General features: G+C 65.7%; 21 protein-coding genes. 10 read left to right on the forward strand and 11 right to left on the reverse strand.

Going from position 1 to position 22269, the window contains the following annotated elements; genetic code table 11:
• Nucleotides 1-127 precede the first annotated feature (127 nt).
• Nucleotides 128-337 (forward strand): hypothetical protein, encoded by a 210-nt coding sequence (locus VGV07_RS15860; protein ID WP_326869695.1) that lies wholly within the window; start codon nucleotides 128-130, stop codon nucleotides 335-337.
• Nucleotides 338-515: 178 nt separating this feature from the next.
• Here VGV07_RS15860 and VGV07_RS15865 read toward each other — a convergent pair whose 3' ends face one another.
• The 6 genes from VGV07_RS15865 to VGV07_RS15890 all read right to left on the reverse strand — a co-directional run bounded on the left by VGV07_RS15865 (nucleotide 516) and on the right by VGV07_RS15890 (nucleotide 7566).
• Nucleotides 516-1880, reverse strand: a complete 1365-nt coding sequence (locus VGV07_RS15865; protein WP_326869696.1) for an FGGY-family carbohydrate kinase — start codon at nucleotides 1878-1880, stop codon at nucleotides 516-518.
• A complete protein-coding gene (locus tag VGV07_RS15870; RefSeq protein WP_326869697.1) occupies nucleotides 1877-2869 on the reverse strand; it encodes an ABC transporter permease in 993 nt (330 codons plus the stop codon). Before VGV07_RS15870 ends, VGV07_RS15865 begins: the two co-directional genes overlap by 4 nt.
• A gap of 145 nt (nucleotides 2870-3014) precedes the next feature.
• Nucleotides 3015-4019, reverse strand: coding sequence for an ABC transporter permease (locus VGV07_RS15875; protein WP_326869698.1), 1005 nt, complete (start codon nucleotides 4017-4019; stop codon nucleotides 3015-3017).
• Nucleotides 4016-5521 (reverse strand): sugar ABC transporter ATP-binding protein, encoded by a 1506-nt coding sequence (locus VGV07_RS15880; RefSeq protein ID WP_326869699.1) that lies wholly within the window; start codon nucleotides 5519-5521, stop codon nucleotides 4016-4018. The genes VGV07_RS15875 and VGV07_RS15880 overlap by 4 nt, the downstream gene beginning before the upstream one ends.
• Nucleotides 5522-5729: 208 nt before the next feature.
• A complete protein-coding gene (gene rhaS / locus VGV07_RS15885; RefSeq protein WP_326869700.1) occupies nucleotides 5730-6722 on the reverse strand; it encodes a rhamnose ABC transporter substrate-binding protein in 993 nt (330 codons plus the stop codon).
• Between the two features lie 43 nt (nucleotides 6723-6765).
• Nucleotides 6766-7566 carry a DeoR/GlpR family DNA-binding transcription regulator gene (locus VGV07_RS15890; protein ID WP_326869701.1) on the reverse strand — a complete coding sequence of 267 codons (801 nt, stop codon included), beginning with the start codon at nucleotides 7564-7566 and terminating at the stop codon, nucleotides 6766-6768.
• A 170-nt stretch (nucleotides 7567-7736) separates the two neighbouring features.
• On the opposite strand from VGV07_RS15890, the gene VGV07_RS15895 reads away from it, so the two are divergent.
• The gene (locus VGV07_RS15895) at nucleotides 7737-9836 is read left to right on the forward strand and encodes a bifunctional rhamnulose-1-phosphate aldolase/short-chain dehydrogenase (protein ID WP_326869702.1); all 2100 of its coding nucleotides are present in this window, start codon (nucleotides 7737-7739) and stop codon (nucleotides 9834-9836) included.
• Nucleotides 9837-10016: 180 nt separating this feature from the next.
• Nucleotides 10017-11309, forward strand: coding sequence for an L-rhamnose catabolism isomerase (gene rhaI / locus VGV07_RS15900; protein ID WP_326869703.1), 1293 nt, complete (start codon nucleotides 10017-10019; stop codon nucleotides 11307-11309).
• 225 nt (nucleotides 11310-11534) lie between these two features.
• Here rhaI and VGV07_RS15905 read toward each other — a convergent pair whose 3' ends face one another.
• The 3 genes from VGV07_RS15905 to VGV07_RS15915 are packed head-to-tail and all read right to left on the reverse strand — an operon-like array spanning nucleotide 11535 to nucleotide 13655.
• The gene (locus VGV07_RS15905) at nucleotides 11535-12512 is read right to left on the reverse strand and encodes an aldo/keto reductase (protein ID WP_326869704.1); all 978 of its coding nucleotides are present in this window, start codon (nucleotides 12510-12512) and stop codon (nucleotides 11535-11537) included.
• 1 nt (nucleotide 12513) lies between these two features.
• Complete coding sequence (locus VGV07_RS15910; protein WP_326869705.1) at nucleotides 12514-13509, reverse strand: aldo/keto reductase; 996 nt, start codon at nucleotides 13507-13509, stop codon at nucleotides 12514-12516.
• Entirely contained in the window at nucleotides 13506-13655 is a 150-nt protein-coding gene (locus VGV07_RS15915; protein WP_326869706.1) for a DUF1127 domain-containing protein, read from the reverse strand. Before VGV07_RS15915 ends, VGV07_RS15910 begins: the two co-directional genes overlap by 4 nt.
• Nucleotides 13656-13860: 205 nt before the next feature.
• Between VGV07_RS15915 and VGV07_RS15920 the strand changes: the two genes are divergently transcribed.
• The 7 genes from VGV07_RS15920 to VGV07_RS15950 all read left to right on the forward strand — a co-directional run bounded on the left by VGV07_RS15920 (nucleotide 13861) and on the right by VGV07_RS15950 (nucleotide 19813).
• On the forward strand, nucleotides 13861-14748 hold the full coding sequence (locus tag VGV07_RS15920; RefSeq protein WP_326869707.1) for a LysR family transcriptional regulator: 888 nt from the start codon (nucleotides 13861-13863) through the stop codon (nucleotides 14746-14748).
• A gap of 253 nt (nucleotides 14749-15001) precedes the next feature.
• Nucleotides 15002-15535, forward strand: a complete 534-nt coding sequence (locus VGV07_RS15925) for a hypothetical protein (RefSeq protein WP_326869708.1) — start codon at nucleotides 15002-15004, stop codon at nucleotides 15533-15535.
• A gap of 289 nt (nucleotides 15536-15824) precedes the next feature.
• Nucleotides 15825-16994 carry an MFS transporter gene (locus VGV07_RS15930; RefSeq protein WP_326869709.1) on the forward strand — a complete coding sequence of 390 codons (1170 nt, stop codon included), beginning with the start codon at nucleotides 15825-15827 and terminating at the stop codon, nucleotides 16992-16994.
• Nucleotides 16994-18178 (forward strand): MFS transporter, encoded by a 1185-nt coding sequence (locus tag VGV07_RS15935; protein ID WP_326869710.1) that lies wholly within the window; start codon nucleotides 16994-16996, stop codon nucleotides 18176-18178. The genes VGV07_RS15930 and VGV07_RS15935 overlap by 1 nt, the downstream gene beginning before the upstream one ends.
• The gene (locus VGV07_RS15940; protein WP_326869711.1) at nucleotides 18171-18632 is read left to right on the forward strand and encodes an MmcB family DNA repair protein; all 462 of its coding nucleotides are present in this window, start codon (nucleotides 18171-18173) and stop codon (nucleotides 18630-18632) included. The genes VGV07_RS15935 and VGV07_RS15940 overlap by 8 nt, the downstream gene beginning before the upstream one ends.
• A gap of 51 nt (nucleotides 18633-18683) precedes the next feature.
• Nucleotides 18684-19568, forward strand: coding sequence for an MFS transporter (locus VGV07_RS15945; protein WP_326869714.1), 885 nt, complete (start codon nucleotides 18684-18686; stop codon nucleotides 19566-19568).
• A complete protein-coding gene (locus VGV07_RS15950; RefSeq protein ID WP_326869712.1) occupies nucleotides 19520-19813 on the forward strand; it encodes a hypothetical protein in 294 nt (97 codons plus the stop codon). The genes VGV07_RS15945 and VGV07_RS15950 overlap by 49 nt, the downstream gene beginning before the upstream one ends.
• 59 nt (nucleotides 19814-19872) lie before the next feature.
• On the opposite strand, the gene VGV07_RS15955 is transcribed toward VGV07_RS15950, so the two are convergent.
• Nucleotides 19873-21543: an MBL fold metallo-hydrolase gene (locus tag VGV07_RS15955; protein WP_326869713.1), complete on the reverse strand. Its 1671-nt coding sequence runs from the start codon at nucleotides 21541-21543 to the stop codon at nucleotides 19873-19875.
• A gap of 179 nt (nucleotides 21544-21722) precedes the next feature.
• Nucleotides 21723-22269, reverse strand: a 547-nt coding sequence (locus VGV07_RS15960; RefSeq protein WP_414649963.1) for an ActR/PrrA/RegA family redox response regulator transcription factor, incomplete at its 5' end; no start/stop codon positions are given.

Here is a 22269-nt window from a genome sequence, read left to right on the forward strand (position 1 = left end):
GGTAAATGGGTAGATCGCTCCAACGGGTGTTACCGACCCAAACGAATGTGACCTCTGTCACCCATTCGTCTCACAGTTCAGGTAACACCCCGGCCGTCCCCAGAGACGTGCCGATGGAGGTCATTCCATGCAGCATGCCCAGTTCGAAAAGCCACATAGCGCCAAGCCCATAGCCGTCGATATCGACGGCGAACCGAAGGGCGTCCTGGTTGCGCACGATGCCGGCTTCCGCTTCCTCGCCGTCAAGCTCGACGCGTTCGGAGTGGATGGCCAGGTGTTCGCCAGCATCGAAGCCGCCGAGGCGGCGGTGCGCGACGCATTGCGTCCGGAAGCTTGAGCCAGTTCTAGTTTCTTGCGCCGGTTCGGGCTGACCCCCACCCCTGTCCCCTCCCCCTAAGAATGGGGAGGGAGACCCTCACTCCGATATCGCGGCTAGCGTCTCCCTCCCCATGTTTAGGGGGAGGGATCAAGGGTGGGGGTCGGCCCGCGCCGGGTGATCAGTTTGCCCGATCCTGCTAGCCCACCAGCTTCCGCCACGCCGCCGCATACGCTGCCGCCGCAGCATCCCCCTCGATCAACACCGTTTCATGCCCGTCAGGCAGCGGTCGGTCCATGCGCGCCAGCAGGGCCGCACCGATCGAAGTGCCGGTGGCGCTGCGCTTCACCGGCTCCACCGGCCGTCCCGTTGCCGCCGCCAGCATCCGGAGATAGAGCGCGTTGCCGGCGAACGGGCCCTCGACCACGGTGTGGTTCTCGGCGCCGGTAAGGTGCAGGCATTCGGCCGTCATCAACGCCAGGTAGAACGAGGTCACCACGTAAACCTCGTCATCGCTCAAGCTTTCGCGCGGCCGGCTCCACTGCGCCTCTCGTCCGGGGAACGGGCCCGAGCCCTGCACCACCGATGGGGTCAGCAGGATCGCCTGGTTCAATACCCGCTCGATGGTCTCGCTCGTGGGCTCGCGCGGCGTGGTCAGCATCTCGAACTCGCGCCCGCCCATGAAGCGGGCGGAGGGTACCGGGCGGCCCAGGGCGTCGATATTGGCGAGGCAATCACGCTCGAGGTCGAGGTTGTCGATATCGCCGCCGGGCGAGGCGACGATCACCCAGGTGCCCGTCGAGACCAGCCCGAACGGCGGATCGCGCTCGAGGATGTGCGGCAACAGCGACGCATTGGAATCGTGGATGCCGGAAAAGACCGGCAGTGGGCGCTTCAACCCCAGTGCTTCGGTCACTTCGGGCAGCGTCACACCGAGCACGTCGGAGGCCGGCCGCACCTCGGCGAACTTGTCGAGCCACCCCTCAATCATCACCAGCGACGAGTAGAGGCTGGTGGTGAAATCCCAGAGGTCGGTGTGGCAGCCGAGCGAGGTGATCTCCTCGGCGACGACACCGGTCAGCCGGAACGAGAAGTATTGCGGATAGGTGAGGATCCAGCGGGTGCGGGCGAACTCGGCGGGAAAGGCGCGCGCCTGCCAGAACAGTTGCGCCCCCACATTGAGGCCACCGGGCAGCCGTGGAGTGAAGCTCTCGGAGAAATCCGGTCGAGCCCGGTTGTACTCGTCCCAGAACTGGTCAGGACCGGCGAACTCGTAGTCCAGCACCGGCAGCGACAACTCGCCATCGGCATCGATCAGCGCCGCCGAGGCGCCATGGGTGGTGACGCTGATGGCATCGAGCGGAAATTCGTCGTTGAGCTCGCGCAGTGCGCCCAGCGCAAACTGCCAAAGCCCGTCGATATCGAAATGCGGGTACTTGCCGGCGCGCAGCACGGTGTTTGGCCGCTTCCGCACCGCGATCTCGGTGCGGCTGTCGAGATCGACGACCGCCACTTTCGCATTGGACTTGCCAATGTCGATGACCCCGACAATGCGGACGGTCACTTGCGAACCATCCGGTAGACGATGGGCAGGGCGATTACCACGATAAGCAGCAGTCCGACAAAGATCGACATGACGATACCGGGGACATTCAAGAGCCCCAGGCCGAAGGTGACAAGCCCCATGATGAAGGCGGCGATCACCACCCCGACAATCGAGCCGGCGCCGCCCAGAATGGAGACGCCACCCAGTACAACCATGGTGATGACCTCGAGTTCCCAGCCTTGGGCGATGGAGGGACGCGTGGAGCCGAGGCGGCTGGTCAGCAGCACCGAGGCGATGCCGGCCATCAGCCCGGTCAGACAGAACAGCACGAACTTGACGCGCTCGACGCGGACGCCCGAGAACTGGGCGGCAGTCGCATTGTTGCCGATGACGAAGATGCGGCGACCGAAGCTGGTCCGGTGCAGGACCACATAATAGATGGCGGCCGCCGCGAGAAAGAGCACGAACTCGAACGACACCACCCACCAGACATAGCCCTGGCCGAAAAAGGCGAAACTTTCGGGGTAGCCTTTGAAGGCCTGGTCGCCGAGCACGATGAAGCTGATGCCGCGGAACAGGCTCATCGTGCCGATGGTGACGACGATCGAGGGCAACCCCAGCCGGGTGACGAGGAAGCCGTTGAAGGCGCCGCAGGCGAGCCCCGTGCCGATGCCAATGACGACGAGCCCCGGTGTATCGACGCCGAACTGCAACGCGAAGCCCATGGCGGTCGATGCCAGGGCGATGATCGCGGCGACCGACAGATCGATCTCGCCGGAGATGATCAGCAGCGCCATGGCGAGTGCGATCAGCGCCTTCTCGGTGAAGTTGAAGGTCGCGTCGCTGAGCGACCAGGGCGAGAGGAAATACGGCGAGGCCAGCGAGTTGGCGACAAAGATCGCCACGGCGACGACGAGCAGCAGGCTGGGCCAGCTGAACAGCGCCGAGCGCAGCGGATTGTCGAGCCGATCCGGAACGTGGCGCGTGGTGGGCGTCTGGTCGTTCATTTCAGGAGATCCAAGGAACCAGCCCCACACGCGGTGTCAGTCCCGCGAAAGCGGGAAACTCTGTTTTGGCGCGCACGGAGGGGCCGGAAAGCGGAGGTTCCCGCTTTCGCGGGAATGACCCGGTGGAGGCGGCGGCAACGAGCCATCACGATACGGCCTCCGCCCGTTTGAGAATGATGCGGCCGGTGTTCTTGCCGGCACGGGCATTGAGGACGACGGCCAGAATGATCGCGGCGCCCGAAATGGCCATCTGCCAGAACGGCGAGACGCCAATCACCGGCAAAGCCGAGTTGATGACGCCGAGAAACAGCGCGCCGAGCAGTGCACTCCCCACCGTGCCGACACCGCCGGCGATCGAGACGCCGCCGATGACACAGGCGGCGATCACCTGCAGCTCATAACCCACCGCCGTCTCCGAGGAGGCGATGACGTAGCGCGACACCCAGAGATAGCCGCAGAGCCCGGCGACCAGCCCGGACATGCAGAAGGCGATGAACTTGGTGCGGCCGACATTGATGCCGGCATAGACCGAGGCGGTCGGGTTGACGCCGATGGCGTAGATCGAGCGACCAACCGGGGTGCGCGTCATCACCACATAGAAGGCGGCGGCGATGACAACCGCGAACCAGCTGAGCAACGGCAGGCCGAGCAGCTGGAGACGGGTGATTCCAATGAAGTCGGGCGTCATCTCGGCGGCGTTTACCCACTGCCCGCCGGCGACGAGGAAGGTGGTGCCGCGATAGATGGTGAGGGTACCGAGCGTCACGACGATCGCCGGAATATCGAGCTTCCAGACGAGGAAGCCGTTGATGGCGCCGAGCGCCAGCCCGAGCAGCGGCGCGGCGAGGATCAGCAGCGGCACCGGGATCCACGGCATGGATGCGTTGCAGAGCGCGATCACCATGCCCGAGAGCGCCACGTTGGCGGCGATCGACAGGTCGATCGAACGGGTCAGGATCACCACCATCTGGCCGAGCGCCAGGATCATCAGGATGGCAGTGTTGTTGAAGATGTCGGCGAGGTTGGCCGGAGCGGCGAAGCTCGGCGCGCGCGTGGCGATGGCGCCGATCATCACCGCGATGCCGATGGCGAGCCACAGTTCGCGGGTCTTCAGCCCGCGCGGCGCGAGCGCAAAAATGCTGCGGTTCATGCCGCCACCTCATGGGCGCCGATGGCGCGCCTGACCAGCGCGTCGGCAGTCAGGTCGTGGTTGTCGAGCACGGCATCGATCCGCCCGGCCCGCATCACCACGATGCGGTCGGACATGCCCATCACTTCGGGCAGCTCGGACGATACCATGATCACCGCCAGCCCCTCGGCTACCAGTTCGGCCATGAAGGCGTGTACGGCGGCCTTGCTGCCGATATCGATGCCCTTGGTCGGCTCGTCGAGGATGATCACCTTGGGTTGCGTCGCCAGCCACTTGGCGATCACCACCTTCTGCTGGTTGCCGCCCGACAGGGTGCCGGCATTCTGGCTGAGCGAGGCGGCGCGCAGGTCGAGCCGCTCGGTGTATTTTCGGGTCAGCGCGAACTCCTCGGCCATGCGCAAGAACCCCTGGCGCGAGGTGTTTTTCAGCGAGGGCAGCGAGACGTTCTGGACGATCGGCAGGTCGACCACGACGCCCTGCTTGCCGCGCTCCTCGGGCACATAGACGATGCCCGCTGCGATGGCGTCGGCAGGCGTGCGCGGCTGGAACGGCGCGCCATCCAGCGTCATCGCGCCACGCGAGGTCGGGGTCAGCCCGAAGATCGCCTGCATCACCTCGGAGCGCCCGGCGCCGACGAGGCCGTAGAAGCCGAGGATCTCGCCGCGCCTGAGCTCGAAACCAATATCGTCGAATTCGGTGGGGTGGCTCAGGCCATCGAGCTTCAGCACCGTGTCGCCGATGGCTGGCGTCCGCGCGGGAAAGATGTGATCGACCGAGCGGCCGACCATCATGCGGATGATATCGTTCTGCGGCGTCTCGTCGATCAGCCCCTTGCCGACCATCTCGCCGTCGCGGAACACGGTGAAGCGGTCGGCGATGCGGTAGATCTCATCGAACTTGTGGCTGATGAACAGCACCGCCTTGCCGTCTTCCTTCAAGAGCTCGATGAGCACGAACAGATCCTCGATCTCCTTGTGGGAGAGTGCCGCGGTCGGCTCGTCCATGATCACCACTTCCGCATCGATCGACATGGCGCGGGCGACGGCGACCAGATGCTTGTTGGCGATCGACAGGTCGCGCAGCCGTGCCTCGGCATCGATGTGTCCGGCGCCCATGTCGGAGAGCACGCGACGCGCATCGGCGCGCATCAACGTCCAGTCGATGGTGCCGAAGCGGGTTTTCGGCGCATGACCCAGATAGATGTTCTCGGCGACACTGAGATCGTCGAACAGCACGGTTTCCTGATGGATGGCGGTGATACCGAGCTCGAACGCCTTGTGGGCGGAGCCGAGGCTCACCGGCTTGCCGTCGAGCACGATCTCACCCGCGTCGGGCTGGTAGATGCCGGTGAGGACCTTCACCAGCGTCGACTTGCCGGCGCCGTTCTCGCCGATCAGCGCGGTCACCTCTCCGGGATAGAGCTCGAGGCTCACCTCATGCAGCGCGCGCACGCCGGGAAAGGACTTGGTGACGCCGGAGAGGGTGAGCTTGGGTTGGGACATTGCTGGTCATTCTGCTCGGGTATGCACCACATGGCGCCACCACACCGGCTGTCATCCCTGCGAAAGCAGGGACCCAACGCTCGGCTGGGTGCAGGCGGTGACATGGGTCCCTGCTTTCGCAGGGATGACAGCCCGTGGGCTGGGCGAGACCGGTGGCCTCAATGTAGAAGCCCGGCAGCCTACGCCGCCGGGCGTGTTCATCCCCGGATCAGTAGATCTTCGAGAACTCTTCGATGTTCGACTTGTCGAACTGGAACGGCGCGGCCATGGCGGCCGAGTTGGTGTCATCGAGGGTGATCGAGCCGACGCGGCCGATCGAGATGGTGGCGCCGGGCTTGGCTTCGGCCTTCTTGGTGGCGAGCTGGTAGGCGATCTGAACGGCCGAGTAGCCGAGGTCGATCGGGTTCCACAACGCCACGGCCTGCGAGGCGCCATTGTCGATGAACTGCTTGAACTCGGACGGGAGCGCCAGGCCGGTGACGTTGATCTTGCCGATCAGGTTGTCATCGGTCACCACCTGCGCGGCAGCGACGACGCCGACGGTGGTCGGGGCGATGATTGCCTTGAGGTTCGGGTAGGACGCGATCAGGCCCTTGGCTTCGTTGGTGGATTTCACCGAGTCGTCATCGCCGTACACGGTGGCGACGAGGTTGATCTTGGGGAACTTCTCGGGCAGCACTTTCTTCGCCGCTTCGATCCAGGCGTTCTGGTTGGTCGCGGTGGACGAGGCCGAGAGGATCGCCACGTCGCCGCCATCCGGCAGATAGTCGGCGGCGAGCTTGATGATGGTCTCGCCGATCAGGTTGGTATCGGACGGGTTGAGGTGCACCGAGCGGCCCTCAGGCGCGACGCCCGAGTCCCAGCTGATCACGGTGATGCCGCGTTCCATCGCCTTTTTCAGCGCCGGCACCAGCGCGTCCGGATCGTTGGCCGAAATCGCGATGGCGTTGACGTTCTGGGCGATCAGCGAGTTGATGATTTCGATCTGGCCCTCGGCGGTCGCCGTGGTCGGGCCGGTATAGATCACCTCGACATCGCCGAGCTCAGCGGCAGCTTCCTGCGCCCCCTTGTTGGCGGCATCGAAAAAGCCGTTGCCGAGCGACTTGACGACGAGGGCGATCTTGGTCTGGGCCATGGCCGGAGCCGACAGCATGACGGCGGTCAGCGCCGTTGCAACGGCAAGTTTCTTCAATAGGCTCATATCGTTCCTCCCTGAACGTTTGGTAGTCGTTGTTGCCAACCGGTCAGGCGACCGATTGGGACTTCTGCTCTGCGGCCTCCACCACGGTGAGCATGACGCCCGCCTTTTCCAGCATGGCGCGATCCTCATCGCGGATGCCGTTATCGGTGATGACGGAGTGGATGCGATCGAGCCCGCACAGAATGAGGCTGGAGCGGCCGGAGAATTTCGAGCTGTCGGCGAGGACGATCAGTTCCTCGGCCTGGTTGATTAGCGCCAGTTCGGACTGCACCACCATCGGGTCGGCCTCCATCAGGCCATGGGCGCCGAGGCCCTGGCAGCCGATGAACATGCGCTTGGCATAAAAATGCGAGGCCACCACGCCGCCGAACGGCGACAGGATCACGTTCTGCTCGCGATAAATGGTGCCGCCGGGGATGACGACCGAGTTGCGCGAATTGTGGATCAGGAACTCGGCGATGCCAAAACTGTTGGTGAACACCGAAAGCCGGCGACCGGTCAGGTAGTGCACCATCTGGTAGGTGGTGGTGCCGCCATTGATGATGATCGGCTCGCCATCCTTGCAGAGGTCGGCAGCAGCGCGGGCAATGGCGCGCTTCTGGGCGATATTGATGGTTTCGTTGACCGAGAACGGGCGACCCATCAACCCGCCCTGCTCGGGCGGATTGATCGCTTCGGCGCCGCCGCGCACCCGGCGCAGGCGACCCTCGACATGCAGTGCCGCGATATCGCGGCGGATCGTCGCCTCGGACGTGCCGGTGATATCGACCAGCTCGGCGACAGTGGCCAGCGGACGCGCCTGGACGGCGGCGAGGATCACCCTGTGGCGTTCGGTTTCGTGCATTTGCTCTCCCTGGACGGACTCATTTTCACCAAAAACTGTCAGTGTCAATCAGATCGTGCGACTTTCGTGGCGATGCTGATGGTTTCTGACGGTTTCTGATTGACAGCAGTAAGCTACGGGAGCTAGTCCCGTGCTCAATAACTGCCATACATCTCTACGGGAGGGATCCAATGTCCAGCACCGCGCCAGCGCGCCTTCAGAACCTTTGGGACGACGCCAAAGCGGCAGCGATGAGCGAGCCGGAGCGGCTGGTCTACCGCTCGAACATCCTGGGCTCGGATAGGCGCGTCACCAACTACGGCGGCGGCAATACCTCCTCGAAGATCTTCCAGAAGGACCCACTGAGCGGGCAAGACGTCGAAGTGCTGTGGGTGAAGGGCTCGGGCGGCGACTCGGCCTCGATCAAGCTCGATGGGTTCGCGACGCTCTACATGGACAAGCTGCGCGCGCTGAAGGGGCTCTATCGCGGCCTCGCGCACGAAGACGAGATGGTCGGCTACCTGCCGCACGCGACGTTCAACCTCAACCCGCGCGCCGCCTCGATCGATACGCCGCTGCACGCCTATGTGCCGCACGCCTTCGTCGACCATATGCACCCCGATGCGATTATCGCGATTGCGGCGAGCAAGGACTCCAAAGCCCTGACCCGCGAGATCTTCGGCGACGAGATCGGCTGGCTGCCGTGGAAGCGCCCGGGGTTCGAGCTCGGCCTGTGGCTGGAAAAGTTCTGCCTCGACAACCCCGCGGCCAAGGGGGTGATCCTCGAGAGCCACGGGCTCTTCACCTGGGGCGATACGCCCAAAGAATGCTACGAGCAGACCATCGACACCATCAACAAGGCGATTGCCTGGTTCGAGGAAAAGACCGCCGGCAAGCCGGCCTTCGGCGGCCAGCTGGTGGCGCCGCTGCCGGCCGCCGAGCGCCGGGCCATCGCGGCGCGGCTGATGCCGAAAATACGTGGGCTGATCTCCAACGAGTTCAAGATGCTCGGGCATTTCGACGACAGCGCCGCGGTGCTGGAGTTCGTCGGCTCCCGCGACTTGAAGCCGCTGGCGGCGCTCGGCACCTCCTGCCCCGACCATTTCCTGCGCACCAAGATCCGGCCGCTGGTGATCGAGTTCGACCCGAGCAAACCCGATATCGATGCGGTGGTCGCCGGTCTCGAACAGGCGACGGCGGACTATCGCGCCGACTACGCGGGCTATTACGACCGCTGCAAGCACCCGGACAGCCCCGCCATCCGCGACGCCAATGCGGTGGTCTACCTGATGCCGGGCGTCGGCATGTTCACTTTCGCCAAGGACAAGGCGACGGCCCGCATCTCCGGCGAGTTCTACGTCAACGCCATCAACGTGATGCGGGGATCGTCGGCGGTCTCCACCTACCAGGGGCTGCCGGAGCAGGAAGCCTTCGACATCGAGTACTGGTTGCTCGAGGAAGCCAAGCTCCAGCGCATGCCGAAGCCGAAAACACTGGCCGGCCACATTGCTCTCGTCACCGGCGGCGCCGGCGGCATTGGCAAGGCGACCGCCGTGCGACTGTTGCGCGAAGGCGCCTGCGTGGTGCTGGCCGATATCGACGAAGCGGCGCTGGCGGCCGCCAATGACGAACTGGGCAAGGCCTTCGGCAAGGACGTGGTCCGGCCGGTCAAGCTCAACGTCACCCAGGAAGCCGTGGTCATCGCCGGCTTCGCCGAAGCGGTGGTCGAGTTCGGCGGCCTCGACATTCTGGTGTCGAATGCCGGCATCGCCTCTTCCGCACCGATCGAAGACACCTCGCTCGAGCTGTGGAACAAGAACATGGACATCCTCTCCACCGGCTATTTCCTGGTGTCGCGTGAGGCGTTTCGGCTGTTCCGCCAGCAGAAGATCGGCGGCAACGTGGTGTTCGTTGCGTCCAAGAACGGCCTCGCAGCCTCGCCCAACGCCTCGGCCTATTGCACCGCCAAGGCAGCCGAAATCCACCTCGCCCGCTGCCTCGCGCTCGAGGGCGCCGCGGCGCAGATCCGCGTCAACGTCGTCAACCCGGATGCCGTGCTGCGCGGCTCCAAGATCTGGGCCGGCGAATGGCTCGAGCAGCGTGCTTCGACCTACAAGACCGACAAGGACGGGCTCGAAGAGATGTATCGCGAGCGCTCGCTGCTGAAACGGAGCGTGTTTCCCGAGGATATCGCCGAAGCGATCTACTTCTTCGCCTCGGACGCCTCGGCAAAATCCACCGGCAACATCATCAACGTCGACGCCGGCAACGCACAGTCGTTCACAAGGTAACAAGAAAAGGCCCCCTCACCCGGCCCTGCGGGCCGACCTCTCCCCCTCGGGGCGCTACCGCGTCCCCAAGGGAGAGGTGCGATGGGGGCGAGATCGCGCCACCCCACCCACCTCTCCCTTTGGGGGAGAGGTCGCCGCGAAGCGGCGGGTGAGGGGGCCTTTTGAACAGGGGGAGAGAACATGACCGACCAACTCATCGACCAGTCCGTGGTCGACCAGACTAACGACGCCAACCGCAAGGCGCTGGAGGCTGATTACGCACATCTGGGCGAGCAGCTCAGCCGGCGCGGCATCGACATCGATGCGGTGTTGAAGAAAGTCAGTGCCTATACCGTCGCCGTCCCCTCCTGGGGTGTCGGCACCGGCGGCACGCGCTTTGCGAAATTCCCCGGCACCGGCGAGCCGCGCGATATCTTCGACAAGCTCGAAGATTGCTCGGTGATCAACCAGCTGACCCGCGCCACGCCGAACGTTTCGTTGCATATTCCGTGGGACAAGGCCGATCCGAACCGGCTGAAGCAGGCGGCGAGCCGCTTCGGGCTCGGGTTCGACGCGATGAACTCCAACACCTTCTCGGACGCGCCGGGCCAGAAACATTCGTACCGGTTCGGCTCGCTGGCCAATTACGCCAAACAGACACGCCAGCAGGCGATCGAGCACAATCTCGAATGCATCGAGATCGGCAAGACCATCGGTTCGAAGGCGCTGACCGTGTGGATCGGCGACGGTTCGAACTTCCCGGGCCAGGTCAACTTCACCAAGGTGTTCGAGTTCTACCTCGACGCGATGAAGGCGATCTATGCCGACCTGCCGGCCGACTGGAAGCTCTTCACCGAGCACAAGATGTACGAGCCGGCGTTCTACTCGACGGTGGTGCAGGACTGGGGCACCAACTATCTGATCGCCACCGAACTCGGCGACAAGGCGCAGTGCCTGGTCGATCTCGGGCACCATGCGCCGAACGTCAATATCGAGATGATCGTCGCGCGGCTGATCCAGTTCAGAAAACTGGGCGGCTTCCACTTCAACGATAGCAAGTATGGCGACGACGACCTCGATACCGGCTCGATCGACCCCTACCGGCTGTTCCTGGTATTCAACGAACTGGTCGATGCCGAACTCCGCAACGCCCCAGGGTTCGAGCCGGCGCACATGCTGGACCAGAGCCACAACGTCACCGACCCGATCGAATCGCTGATCCGCTCGGCCAACGAGGTGCGGCGCGCCTATGCACTGGCGCTCTTGGTCGACCGCAAGGCGCTCGAGGGCTACCAGCAGGATGACGACGCGCTGATGGCGTCGGAAACGCTGAAGCTGGCATTCCGCACCGATGTCGAGCCGATCCTTGCCAAGGCGCGGCTCGACGCCAACGGCGCCATCGACCCGATCGCCGCTTACCGCAAGGCGGGGTATCGACAGCGCGTTGCGGCAGTGCGCCCGGCTGTGGCGGCCGGAGGTGGTGGGATCGTGTGAGTCGCTTCGGGGGCTGGCGCGGGCTGACCCACGTACCGGACTCACAGTGATCCTCCCCCGCGGGGCGGGGGAGGGGGACCAGCGAAGCTGGTGGAGGGGGCGGCCACAAGCACCGTGCCTCCGCACACCCCCTCCGAGCTGCGCTAGGTCGCTGGCGCTCCCAAGCTTCGCTTGCCTCCCCCGTCTAGGGGGAGGTGGGCATCGAGCCCGTGGCCGGGTCACGGCTCAGGCAGCCACCTCCCGCAGCTCCAGCGCCTCGATCGCCGCAAGCTGTGCCGGCTCCAGCGGACCGGCGCGTTCGGCGCTCAGCGCGTCCGACAGCTCGTCGCGGTTCTTCACCCCCAGCACCAGCGTCTCGACGCCGGCCATCCCCAATGCGTAGCGGTAGGCGATGATCGCCGGGTCCTCGCCCCATTTGGCGCAGAGGGCGCGGTACGGCGCGGCCGCCTCGAAGTCCGCGGTATCGCGATCGTGCAGCGACTTGCGATCAAAGCTCGAGGTCAGGGCTCCGGCCTGTACCGCGCGGATTGCCATCACCCCGACGCCGCTCAGATGCGCCGCCTCGATAATGTCGCGGGCCCGGGAGGGGGTTGAAAAGCCGATCAGCCCGCCGGGGCTATCGAGCAGGTTCGCCACTGCCTGCACGGCATGCGGGCGCGGCGCCAAGGTCAGCGCGTCGAGAATGGTCGCTGGCACGCTCACCCCGGTGATGCCCCAGCCACCGATCAGCCCATCGCGCTGCAACTGCTGGAACGCCGGCACCACGGCATCGCGATAGCTCGACCAGGTGGTGGCGATCTCGGCGCGCCGCTCGTTCTCGACGGGATAGACGAAATCGTCCGGGCAGATCTGGTTGTGGAGGAAGAACAGGTCGACCTGCTCGAGCCGCATCGCGGTCAAGCTCTGTTCCAGCGAGGCACGGAGGCGGCGATAGACCTGCTCGTCGGGCAGAGTGCCGATGCCGCATTTGGTGGTGACCTTGACGCCCGTGGGCAGGCGGCCCTCGAAGGCTTGGCCGATCAGCGCCTCGCACACCTTGTAACCAGGCGCCGCGTCGATCACGTCGATGCCGTGCTCGACCGCCATGTGCAAGGTGGCGATCCCTTCCTCGCGGCTGGTTTCGCCCCAGACCTGACCGATGCCGCCGCCACCCAAAGTCAGGCAGCTCACTTCGCCGATCGAGCCGAACTGTCGCTTTTCCATCTCAGATTTCCTCGAGGGCCAGTTCGCGCCCCAGCAGAGCGTCGATTTCGGCCATGGCGGCCATGGGGAGCGGGCCCATGTCGAGCGCCCCCAGGTTGTCGCGGACCTGCGCCTCGGTCTTGAAGCCGGGGATCGGGATGGTCTGCGGCGAACGGGCCAGCACCCAGCCGAGCGCCCCCTGCGCCAGGGAACGGCCGCCACTGGTCAGCACGTCGCGGATCGCATCGAGCTTGCGCAGTGACTCCGCCGAGGGCCGCCCGTCCTTGAAGTCGCGCACCCAGCCATGGCCGGCGCCGCGCACATCGTCGGTCGACAGCTGCGACTCCCGCGTGAACTTGCCGGTGAGGAACCCCATGGCCAGCGGCGAGCGGATCAGGTTGGGCAGGCGGTTCCGGTCACAGAGCGCCACCATTTCGGGACCATCGCGGAACACGTCGAGCCCCTGCTGCACCGCCTTGAAGTGCGGGTAGTGCAGCACCCGCGACGCCGCCGCGGCATCGTCGGTGCTCCAGCCCCAGGCCCCGATCTCGCCGGCTTCGGCGCGCCGCTCAAGCGCTGGCGCCAGCCGGTCCATCGCCTCGGCCGAGGCATCGCCGACATGCAGCTGGTAGAGGTCGATGCGATCGCGCCTTAGCCGCTTCAGCGAGGCGGCCAAGGCCACCTCCATATACTCGGGCGTGACGTCGGTGCCGGTGAGTTCGCGCCTCTGCCGATCATGGGTGAAGCCGAACTTGGTGGCGATCACCACGTCGGCGCGGTTACCGAAGGCGGCGCCCAGCACCTCCTCGCTGTGGCCGGTGCCATAGGCATCGGCGGTATCGAAGAGCCGGGCGCCGAGCTCATGGGCGATGGAAAGTGCCATGAGCGACTGGGCGTCGTCGATCTCGCCCCAGCCATCCTGCCGGCCATCCATCTTGAACGGACCGCCGATGGCCCAGCAGCCGACACCGACGCGGGGAACCTGTTGCCCGTCCCACAGGCGCAGCGTCACGCTCATCTCTCACCCGTCCTGGCGCTGTGGGTGATGCATTTGCGCTCGATGCCGAGATCAGCCAGCAGGTGATCGTCGAGCTGCTTCAGCCGCTGGATGTCGCGGCGGAGGCGTGACCATTCGACGAGGCGTCGGGTCAAGGTTCTGAACATCTTCGGTCTCCTTTCAACCACGCAAAGCGACACCGTCTTCACTCCGGCGACGGAGCGGACATTCCTGTTGATGGCGCTATGCTTGATGGAGCCACACCCAAGCCAAGTCGTTGGCCAGAAAGCGTGCTCCGAACGCCTCATACTTGCCCGGCTGCTGCTTGAAGCGATACAAGCATTACCGCAATGCGTTTTGCAGGAATGAAAGATGAGCGTCGGCGACACCATCTCCTGGGATGACCTGCGGCTGTTTCTCGACGTAGCGCGGCTCGGCGGACTGAGCGCCGCGACCGCCACCACGGGCCTCAGCGCCGCGACGCTCGGCCGGCGGGTGACGGCGCTGGAGCAGCAGATCGGCGAGCCGCTGTTCGTCCGCCGGCAGACCGGCTACCAACTAACGGCGGCCGGCGAGGAACTACTGGCCCGCGCCGAGGATGTGGAAGCGGCGATGCGGGCGCTGACCCGCTGGCGCGACGGCTCGGTGGGCGAGCAGATCGTCCGGATCTCGGCCGGCACATGGACCTCGGCCTTCCTCGCCCGCCATATCGGCGAGCTGTGGCATGTTGACGACAATATCCGCATCGAGTTCGCAACCGCCTACATGAAGCTCGACATCGGCCGGCGGGCCGCCGATATCGGGGTGCGCTCGGAGCGGCCGCTCGACCCCAACCTCGCCGGTCGGCAGATCGGCCGGGTGGCGCACGCGCTCTATTCGGGCCTGCATCTCATCAACGGCATCGAAGCGGGGCTGTTCGTCGGGGTCACCGGCGACGCCGCCAACGTCGCCTCGGCGCGCTGGCTGATGGCGCATCACGGCGATCGGATCAGCGTGCGAGGCAACGATGTGCAGAGCGTGCGCGAACTGGTGGCGGCGGGCGCGGGGCTCGGGGTGTTTCCCTGCTTTGTCGGCGACAGCGATGCGCGGCTGGTGCGGGTGGCAATGCCGATCACCGAACTCGAGACCGAGCAATGGCTGGTGACGCATCACGAGGATCGCCACCGGCCCGAAGTTCGGCTGGTGGCCGACCGGATCGCCGCGCTGATGCGCGAACATGGTCCGCTGTTCCGCGGCGAGCGGCGCCGGCCACCATCTTAACTTCGGTCTCTCAGTGATCCTCCCCCGTGGAACGGGGGAGGGGGACCGCCGAAGGCGGTGGAGGGGGCGGCAGGAAGCGCCGGTTTGTGTGGCCGCCCCCTCCACCAGCTTCGCTGGTCCCCCTCCCCCGCTACGCGGTGGAGGACCACTGCGAGCCCGGTGGCTTCATATGCGCCGGCCACCATCTTAACTCCGCCGCAAGCGGCTCTCAGCGATAGTGTCGCGGGGAATGCAATCGACTGGAGTGCCTTTGATGCGGGCCTGCGCCTATGTGGTCGGCCCCCCGGATGGTCCGGGGGCAGCGCTGACGGATCTGGCGCGCGGGTTGGGCTTCCCGAACGTTCAGAACTATGCCGGCCTTGCCGCCGCCGAAACGCAGGCGCAGCAGACGCCGCTGCTGTTCTTCCTGTTCGCGGCGGTCGACGACGTCAGCGGGCTGAAGAGCGTGGCCGACGCCATCCGCTTCTCGCCGAGCCGCCGCATCCGCTTCTCCCCGATGGTCTACTTCTCCGAGAGCCCCTCGGTCGAAGCGATCAAGACCTGTGTCGAGATGGGGTTCGACGACGTGCTCACCCTGCCCTTCACGCAGCAGCGGGTGGCCGGCCGGCTGGAACGGCTGGTCGAGCACACGCAGGTCTATTTCGAGACCGCCACCTATCTCGGTCCCGATCGTGGCGCGCAGCAGACGCATGGCCGGGCCGGCCTGCAGTACCGGCGGCTGGAGATCATCCGCTCGCCGGCGCGCGGGGTGAGCGTGATGCGCGACGAGATGCAGGTGGCGGTTTAGCGCTTACTCCCCCGGCCCACCGACAGCGCGCAGTACTCGGTGTCATCCCTGCGAAAGCAGGGACCCAACTCACGGCCCGCGCAAGTGGATGGATGGGTCGCTGCTTCGCAGGGATGACAGCCGGTGGGTGGGGCACGACCGCGACTTAGCGCCTGTGCGACCGCGGGGGCACCGGTGAGCGAACGGCATCGGCAGGCCCACCAATAACCCGCATCACAAACGCCACCTTGCCCCTTTGAACCGATTTTACTAGGGTCGCCGGCGTTCCTACCCGCGAGTTCCCCCCAAGATGAGATTCGGTATCGAGTTGCCGCCGCAGCAGCGGGTGTATGGCGGCTTCTTTATCTATTCGTTCTGCATGGGGAGCCTGCCGCCGCGCCTGCCCGATATCCAGCATGCGATGGGCATCGAAGAGGGGGCGCTCGGCCTCGGTCTGATCGGCGCGGCATTGGGCACACTGATTTCGCTGAGCTTTGCCGGCGCGCTACTCGACCGCTTCGGCTATCGCCGGGCCATCCTGACGCTGATCCCGTTGCTGGCGCTCGGCTACGCCATCGCCTCTTTCGCCACCGGGCCGCTCGCCTTCTTCCTGTTGCTGGTGCCGGTCGGGCTCGTCATCGGTGGCATCGAGATCATCCTCAACCTCGAGGCGGATCGCACCGAGCACATGATCGGACGGCGCATCATGAACCGCTCGCATGCGTTCTGGAGCTTTGGTTTCTTTTCGGCCGGCATCGTCAGCGCGGCGATCGCGCAGACCGGGCTCGGCGTGCAGCTGCACCTGTTGCTGATGGTGCCGGTGGTCATCCTGGGGGTGGCGCTGCTGCTCGGCCGCTTCACCCCGGCACCGCACCGCAGCGGCGCCTCGACCGAGGAGGCGCCGCGCTTCGCCGCACCCACCCTCGCCATCATGGTGCTGGTGGCGGTGACGCTCTCGGCCATGATCATGGAAGGGGCCGGCATCGACTGGTCGGCGATCTACATGAAAGGCGAGTTCCAGGTGTCGCCGTTCCTTGCCGGGTTCGCGGTGGCGCTCGGCGCCTTCACCCAGGCCGTGACGCGGTTCTTTGCCGATCCGTTCGTCGAACGCTACAGCCCGACGCTGGTGTCGCGCGTGCTGCTCAGCGTGCTCGGGGTGGGCGCGGTGATCGTGTTCTTTTCGCCATCCGACTGGCTGTCGCTGGTCGGCTTCGGGCTGATGGGGGTGGGCACCTCGGTGATCTTCCCGCTCGCCATGTCGGCCGCGGCGCAGCGCACCGATCGGCCGGCGGCGACCAATGTCGCGTCGCTGGCGCAGATTTCGTTCGTTGCCTTCCTCCTCGGGCCGCCGCTTCTGGGCTATGTTGCCGAGCATTTCGGCATCCGCTGGTCGTTCGGCATCGGCATTCCGCTGGTCATTCTAAGTCTGATTTTCGCCGGAGCACTCGGTGCCAAGCCGATCCGGCATGAGGTTGATTGATGTTTAGTCTGAAGCCGCATCAGCGGGTCTACGGGATCTTCTTCGTCTTCGCGTTGTCGATGGGCGCTCTGCTCAGTCGCCTGCCCGACCTGCAGCGCTCGCTCAACCTCACCGAAGGACAGCTCGGCCTGACGCTTATCGCCATGTCGATCGGCGCACTCTGCGGCCTCACCTTCTCGAGCCCGCTGATCGAAAAATACGGGGCGCGCACCACCGCCTTCGTTACGGTGTTCGGCGCCTCCACCATGTATGCGATCGTGCCGTGGATCCCCTCGGCCATCCTGCTGCTGCCGGTGTTTTTCATCGCCGGGATTCTGGCCGGGGCGCTCGAGATCAACGTCAATCTCGAAACCGACCGGCACGAAGCGCAGCTCGGCACCCGCATCATGAGCCGGGCGCACGGCATGTGGAGCCTCGGCTTCTTCGTCACCGCCTTCATTTCGGCCGGCGTACGCCAGGCCGGCGTGTCGGTGCACATGCACACTTTCATCGCCCTGATCGTGGTGGTGGTCGCCGGCTACTTCGTGTTCTCGAAGATCGAGAACGCCCCGGCCCGCGCCGATAGCCACGAGGGCAAGATGCCGCTCGTCGCCTTTCCGACCATTGGCCTCCTGCCGCTCTGCCTGATCGGCGCGGCGCCGCTGCTCGTCGAGGGCGCCGGCATCGACTGGTCGGCGATCTATATGCGCGACGTGTTCCAGGTCGAGCCGTTCATCGGCGGGCTGTCGATCACCATCTTCTCGCTGTTCATGGCGCTGGCCCGCTTGTTCATGGATCCGGTGGTTGAACGCTACAGCCCGCGGGTCGTCGCGGGCGCGCTGCTGGGCATTGCTGCGATCGGGCTGATCATCGTCGGCTTGGCGCCGCACCCGTTCGTGGCGCTGTTCGGCTTCATGCTGATGGGGCTCGGCTGTTCGTCGGTCTATCCGCTTGCCGTCTCGGCAGCAGCACAGCGCACCGATCGTCCGGCCTCGGTCAACGTCGCCTCGCTCGGGCAGATGACGTTCGTGGTGTTCTTCCTCGGGCCACCGTTGCTCGGCTTCGTCGCCGAGAGCTTCGGCATCCGCATGTCGTATTTCATCTGCGTGCCGTTGATCATCGCGGCGCTGCTGGTGATCCGGGCACTGTCGGCCAGGCCGACACCACTGATCACCGAACCGGAGCCCGCCACGCCCCATGGCTGAACTGCCGCCGATCGTCGACCTCAGGCAATCGCCGACGGCGCTGCGGGTGCAACGGGGGGTGATGCGGTTCCTGCGCAACGCCCATGATTTCTGCTGCTACGCCGAGGTGCCGCTCAGCAACGGGCGGCGCGCCGACGTGCTGGCGGTGGGCCCCAAGGGCGAGATCTGGATCGTCGAGATCAAATCCTCGCTGGTCGATTTCCAGGTCGACCGCAAATGGCCGAACTACAAGGAATTCTGCGACCGCTTCTTCTTCGCCAAACCGCCGGAGCTGGACCCGGATATCTTCCCGGTGGAGGAAGGGCTGATGGTGGCTGACGGACATGACGGGGCGATCCTGCGCATGGCGGGCGAGACGCCGCTACCGCCGGCCCGCCGCAAGGCGATGCTCTTGAAGCTCACCCGGCTCGGCGCCGACCGCATCCATGTCCTGATGGACCCCAATGACCTCTAGGCGGGCCGAAAGCAGCCCGCCTGTCATCCAGAGTATCCGCCTCAAGTGAGCATGCCTCCACCGATCGCCATCGCGTTCTTCCTCCATGCGCTGGCGCAAGGCGGCATATTCAGCCGTATCCCCGACATGCAGCTGGCGCTGGGGTTGAACGAGGCACAGCTCGGGCTGGCGCTGCTCGGCCAGCCAGCTGGCGCCATCGTCTCGTTCCTGTTCGCCAGCCAGGTGGTCGAACGGCTCGGCACCCGGGTGATCATCCTCACCACGATTCCCCTGCTCGGGCTGGTGCTGGTCGGCATCGCCCTGGCGCCGAGCCTCGTCGTGATGTGGCTCGGCTTCGCCGTGTTTGGCGCGGTGTTCGCGTTGAGCAACGTCTCGATCAATGTCGAGGCCGACCGGGTGGAAGCCGCCTCGGGCCGACGGCTGATGAACACCTGCCACGGCGTCTGGAGCATCGGGCTGCTCACCGCCTCGCTGATCGGCACGGCGATGCGTGGCGCCAATGTCGCGCCGGCACTGCACTTTGCCCTCGTGCTCATACCGGTCCTGGTCGGGATGGCGCTGTTCGCCTGGCCGATGCAGGCTGCCCCGCCGCGCCCGCACAGCACCACGGCAAAGGGTTTCCGCATCGCGCTGCCGACCACCATGACGCTGCTGCTGCTCGGCTATGCCATCGGCGCCTCGCTGCTTGAAGGCGGCCTGCGCAACTGGTCGGTGATCTTCATGCGCGACAGCTTCGTCGCCCCCGACTGGGTCGATACGCTGACGCTGCCGGCCTTCATGACGGCGCAGTCGATCGGCCGGCTGCTCGCCGACCGCGCCGTGCACCGCTGGGGCCCGGTGGCGCTGGCGCGGGGGCTGACGGTGGTGGCCTGGTCGGGCTGTTGCTGGTGGTGTTCTCGCCGAACCTCATCGTGGCGCTCTGCGGCTTCACGCTGATCGGCTTCGGGGTCTGCGTGTCGTTCCCGCTCTCCGCCTCGGCGGCGGCGCGGCTCGGCGATCGCCCGGCCTCGGAAAATGTCGCGGCGCTGACCATGAGCCAGCAACTGCTGCTGCTCGGCGCCCCGGCGTTGCTCGGCTGGATCGCCAATGTCGCGTCGATCCGCATCACCTTCGCAGTGCTGCTGCCGCCGCTGCTGCTGGCGTTCTACCTGGCGCGGTACCTGGAGCCACGGAAGGGGTGAGGCTTGCCCTCACCTGACAACTCGCTCCGGCGTCGGGGGTGTTGCGAGAGAAGCGCGACCTACTCGCCGCTTGGCTCGCCGTGCAGCACCGGGGCACTGCCGGCCTGCGTCTTCATCGGCAAGGGCGGGGTCACCGGCCCGGTGCCCGCGAGCGTCGCCTTCAGCGCTTCCATCACCGCGATGCGCTGTGCATCGCTGGGGGCGCTTTGCAGCTGGTGACTCAAATCGATGATGAAGCTGGCATAGGCATTGTGCCAGTCGGCCGTGACCTGGCTGAGGTCGATGCGGCGCTCGGCCGGACGGGCGACCCCGGCGATCCCTTCGGCCCTCAGCTCGAAGGCATCGTCGAGCAGCGGCATCAGCACCTGGTCGCCGGCGAGGCCGTCATCGTGCATCAGCGCAGCCCGCAGGGCCTTGCGCTCCTCGTCTTCGCCATGGGTAAGAAACACCGCGCCATGCGCCGGCAGGCGCTTGGTGACCCAGGCGACAAGTTCGGAGTGGTCGGCATGCGCCGAGTAATTGCCGAGGCTGCGCACCTGCGCACGCACCGGCACCAGCTCGGAATGGATGCGCACTTCCCTGGCGCCCGACTGGATGATCTGGCCGAGGGTGCCCGGCGCCTGGTAGCCGACGAACAGCACGGTGGCATTGGCGCGCGGCAGATTGTTCCTGAGATGATGCTTGATGCGGCCGGCGTCGGCCATGCCGGAGGCCGACATGATGATGGCGCCGCCGCGGATCGAGTTGATCGCCTTGCTCTCGTCGACGCTCTCGACGATGCGGAAGCGGGAATCATTGAACAGCTCGTCGGCGCTGAGCTCGACGTCGTCGAACATCGAGGCGTATTTGCGGTAGACGCCGGTGACCTTTGAAGCCAGCGGGCTGTCGAGGAAAACGAGGCTGGGGCTGATCTCGCCTGATTTGATCAGGTAGCCGATATCATGCAGCAGCTCCTGGCTGCGCTCGACGGCGAAGGTCGGGATCACCAGGTTGCCGCCACGGGCAAGCGCCGCATTGATTTCGGTCTTCAGCGCGTCCTGGCGCTGCTTGAGGGTGTAGTCCTCGCGCTCGCGGCCGCCATAGGTCGACTCCGACAAAATGTAGTCGTAACCGGCCGGCGCGTCGGGCGCCTCCCAGAACACCTTTACGTCGGGGCCGAGATCGCCCGAGAACAGGATGCGGATCGGCTTGCCGTTGCTGTCCTCGACTTCAACCTCGATCGAGGCCGAGCCGAGGATGTGGCCGGCATTCCAGTAGCGGGCGCGGACCCCCGGACCGGGGGTGATCCACTCCTCGTATGTCAGGCCCTTGGTGAGCTTCAACGCCTCGTTGGCATCTTCCATCACATAGAGCGGCTGGAACGGCTCCTCGGCGCGGCGAGAGCGCTTCTTGGTCTCGCGGTCGGCCTCGCTCTCCTGGATGCCGGCGGCATCGGGGAGCAGATATTCGAGCAGTCCGTTGGTCGGCTCGGTGGCCCAGATGGGCTTGCGATACCCCAGATGGGTCAGCCGCGGCAGCAGGCCAGCATGGTCGATGTGAGCATGCGTCAACAGCAGGAAATCGATCGCCCTGGGATCGAAGGGGAATGGCTTGTAGTTGAGATCGCGGACCGTCTTGTTGCCCTGGAACATGCCGCAATCGACGAGGAACTGCCCTTTGGGGTGCACCACGCGATAGCACGAGCCGGTCACGGTGCCCGACGCCCCGTGGAAATGTAGCGTGACGGTCATGGCGTGCTCCGGTTTGTTCTAGGAAGAGTGGAAGGCCCCCTCACCCGCCGCTACGCGGCGACCTCTCCCCCCAGGGAGAGGTGAGGTTGTGGCACGATCGTGCCGACACGCCACCTCTCCCTTTGGGGGAGAGGTCGGCCGAAGGCCGGGTGAGGGGGCCTTCTGCTGCGGTGAGTTCATTACTTCGGCGCGCGCTTGGCGAGAATGCGCTGCAGCGTGCGGCGGTGCATGTTGAGCCGGCGCGCCGTCTCGGAGACGTTCCGATCGCACAGCTCATAGACCCGCTGGATGTGCTCCCAGCGCACCCGGTCGGCCGACATCGGGTTTTCGGGGGGCTCAGGCGGCTTGTTGCCGGTGGCGAGCAGGGCGTTGATCACGTCCTCGGCGTCGGCTGGCTTACTGAGGTAATCCACGGCGCCGAGCTTCACCGCGGTGACCGCGGTGGCAATGTTGCCATAGCCGGTGAGAACTACGGCACGGGCGTCCTCGCGCTTCTGGTGCAGGGCCGCGACTACATCGAGGCCGTTGCCATCCTCGAGCCTCAGGTCGACCACCGCGTAGGCGGGAGGGGCCTCGGACACGGCGGCGAGGCCGCCGGCCACGGTGTCGGCAATGCGGACATCGAAGCCACGTTTCTGCATGGCCCGCTCGAGGCGGGTCAGGAAGGTCTTGTCGTCATCGACCAGAAGCAGGGTACGGTCGGCCGCAAGGAGTTCATCGACTGTG

Origin of the sequence: Devosia sp., from assembly GCF_035944845.1 — a bacterium.
Taxonomy (GTDB): domain Bacteria; phylum Pseudomonadota; class Alphaproteobacteria; order Rhizobiales; family Devosiaceae; genus Devosia_A.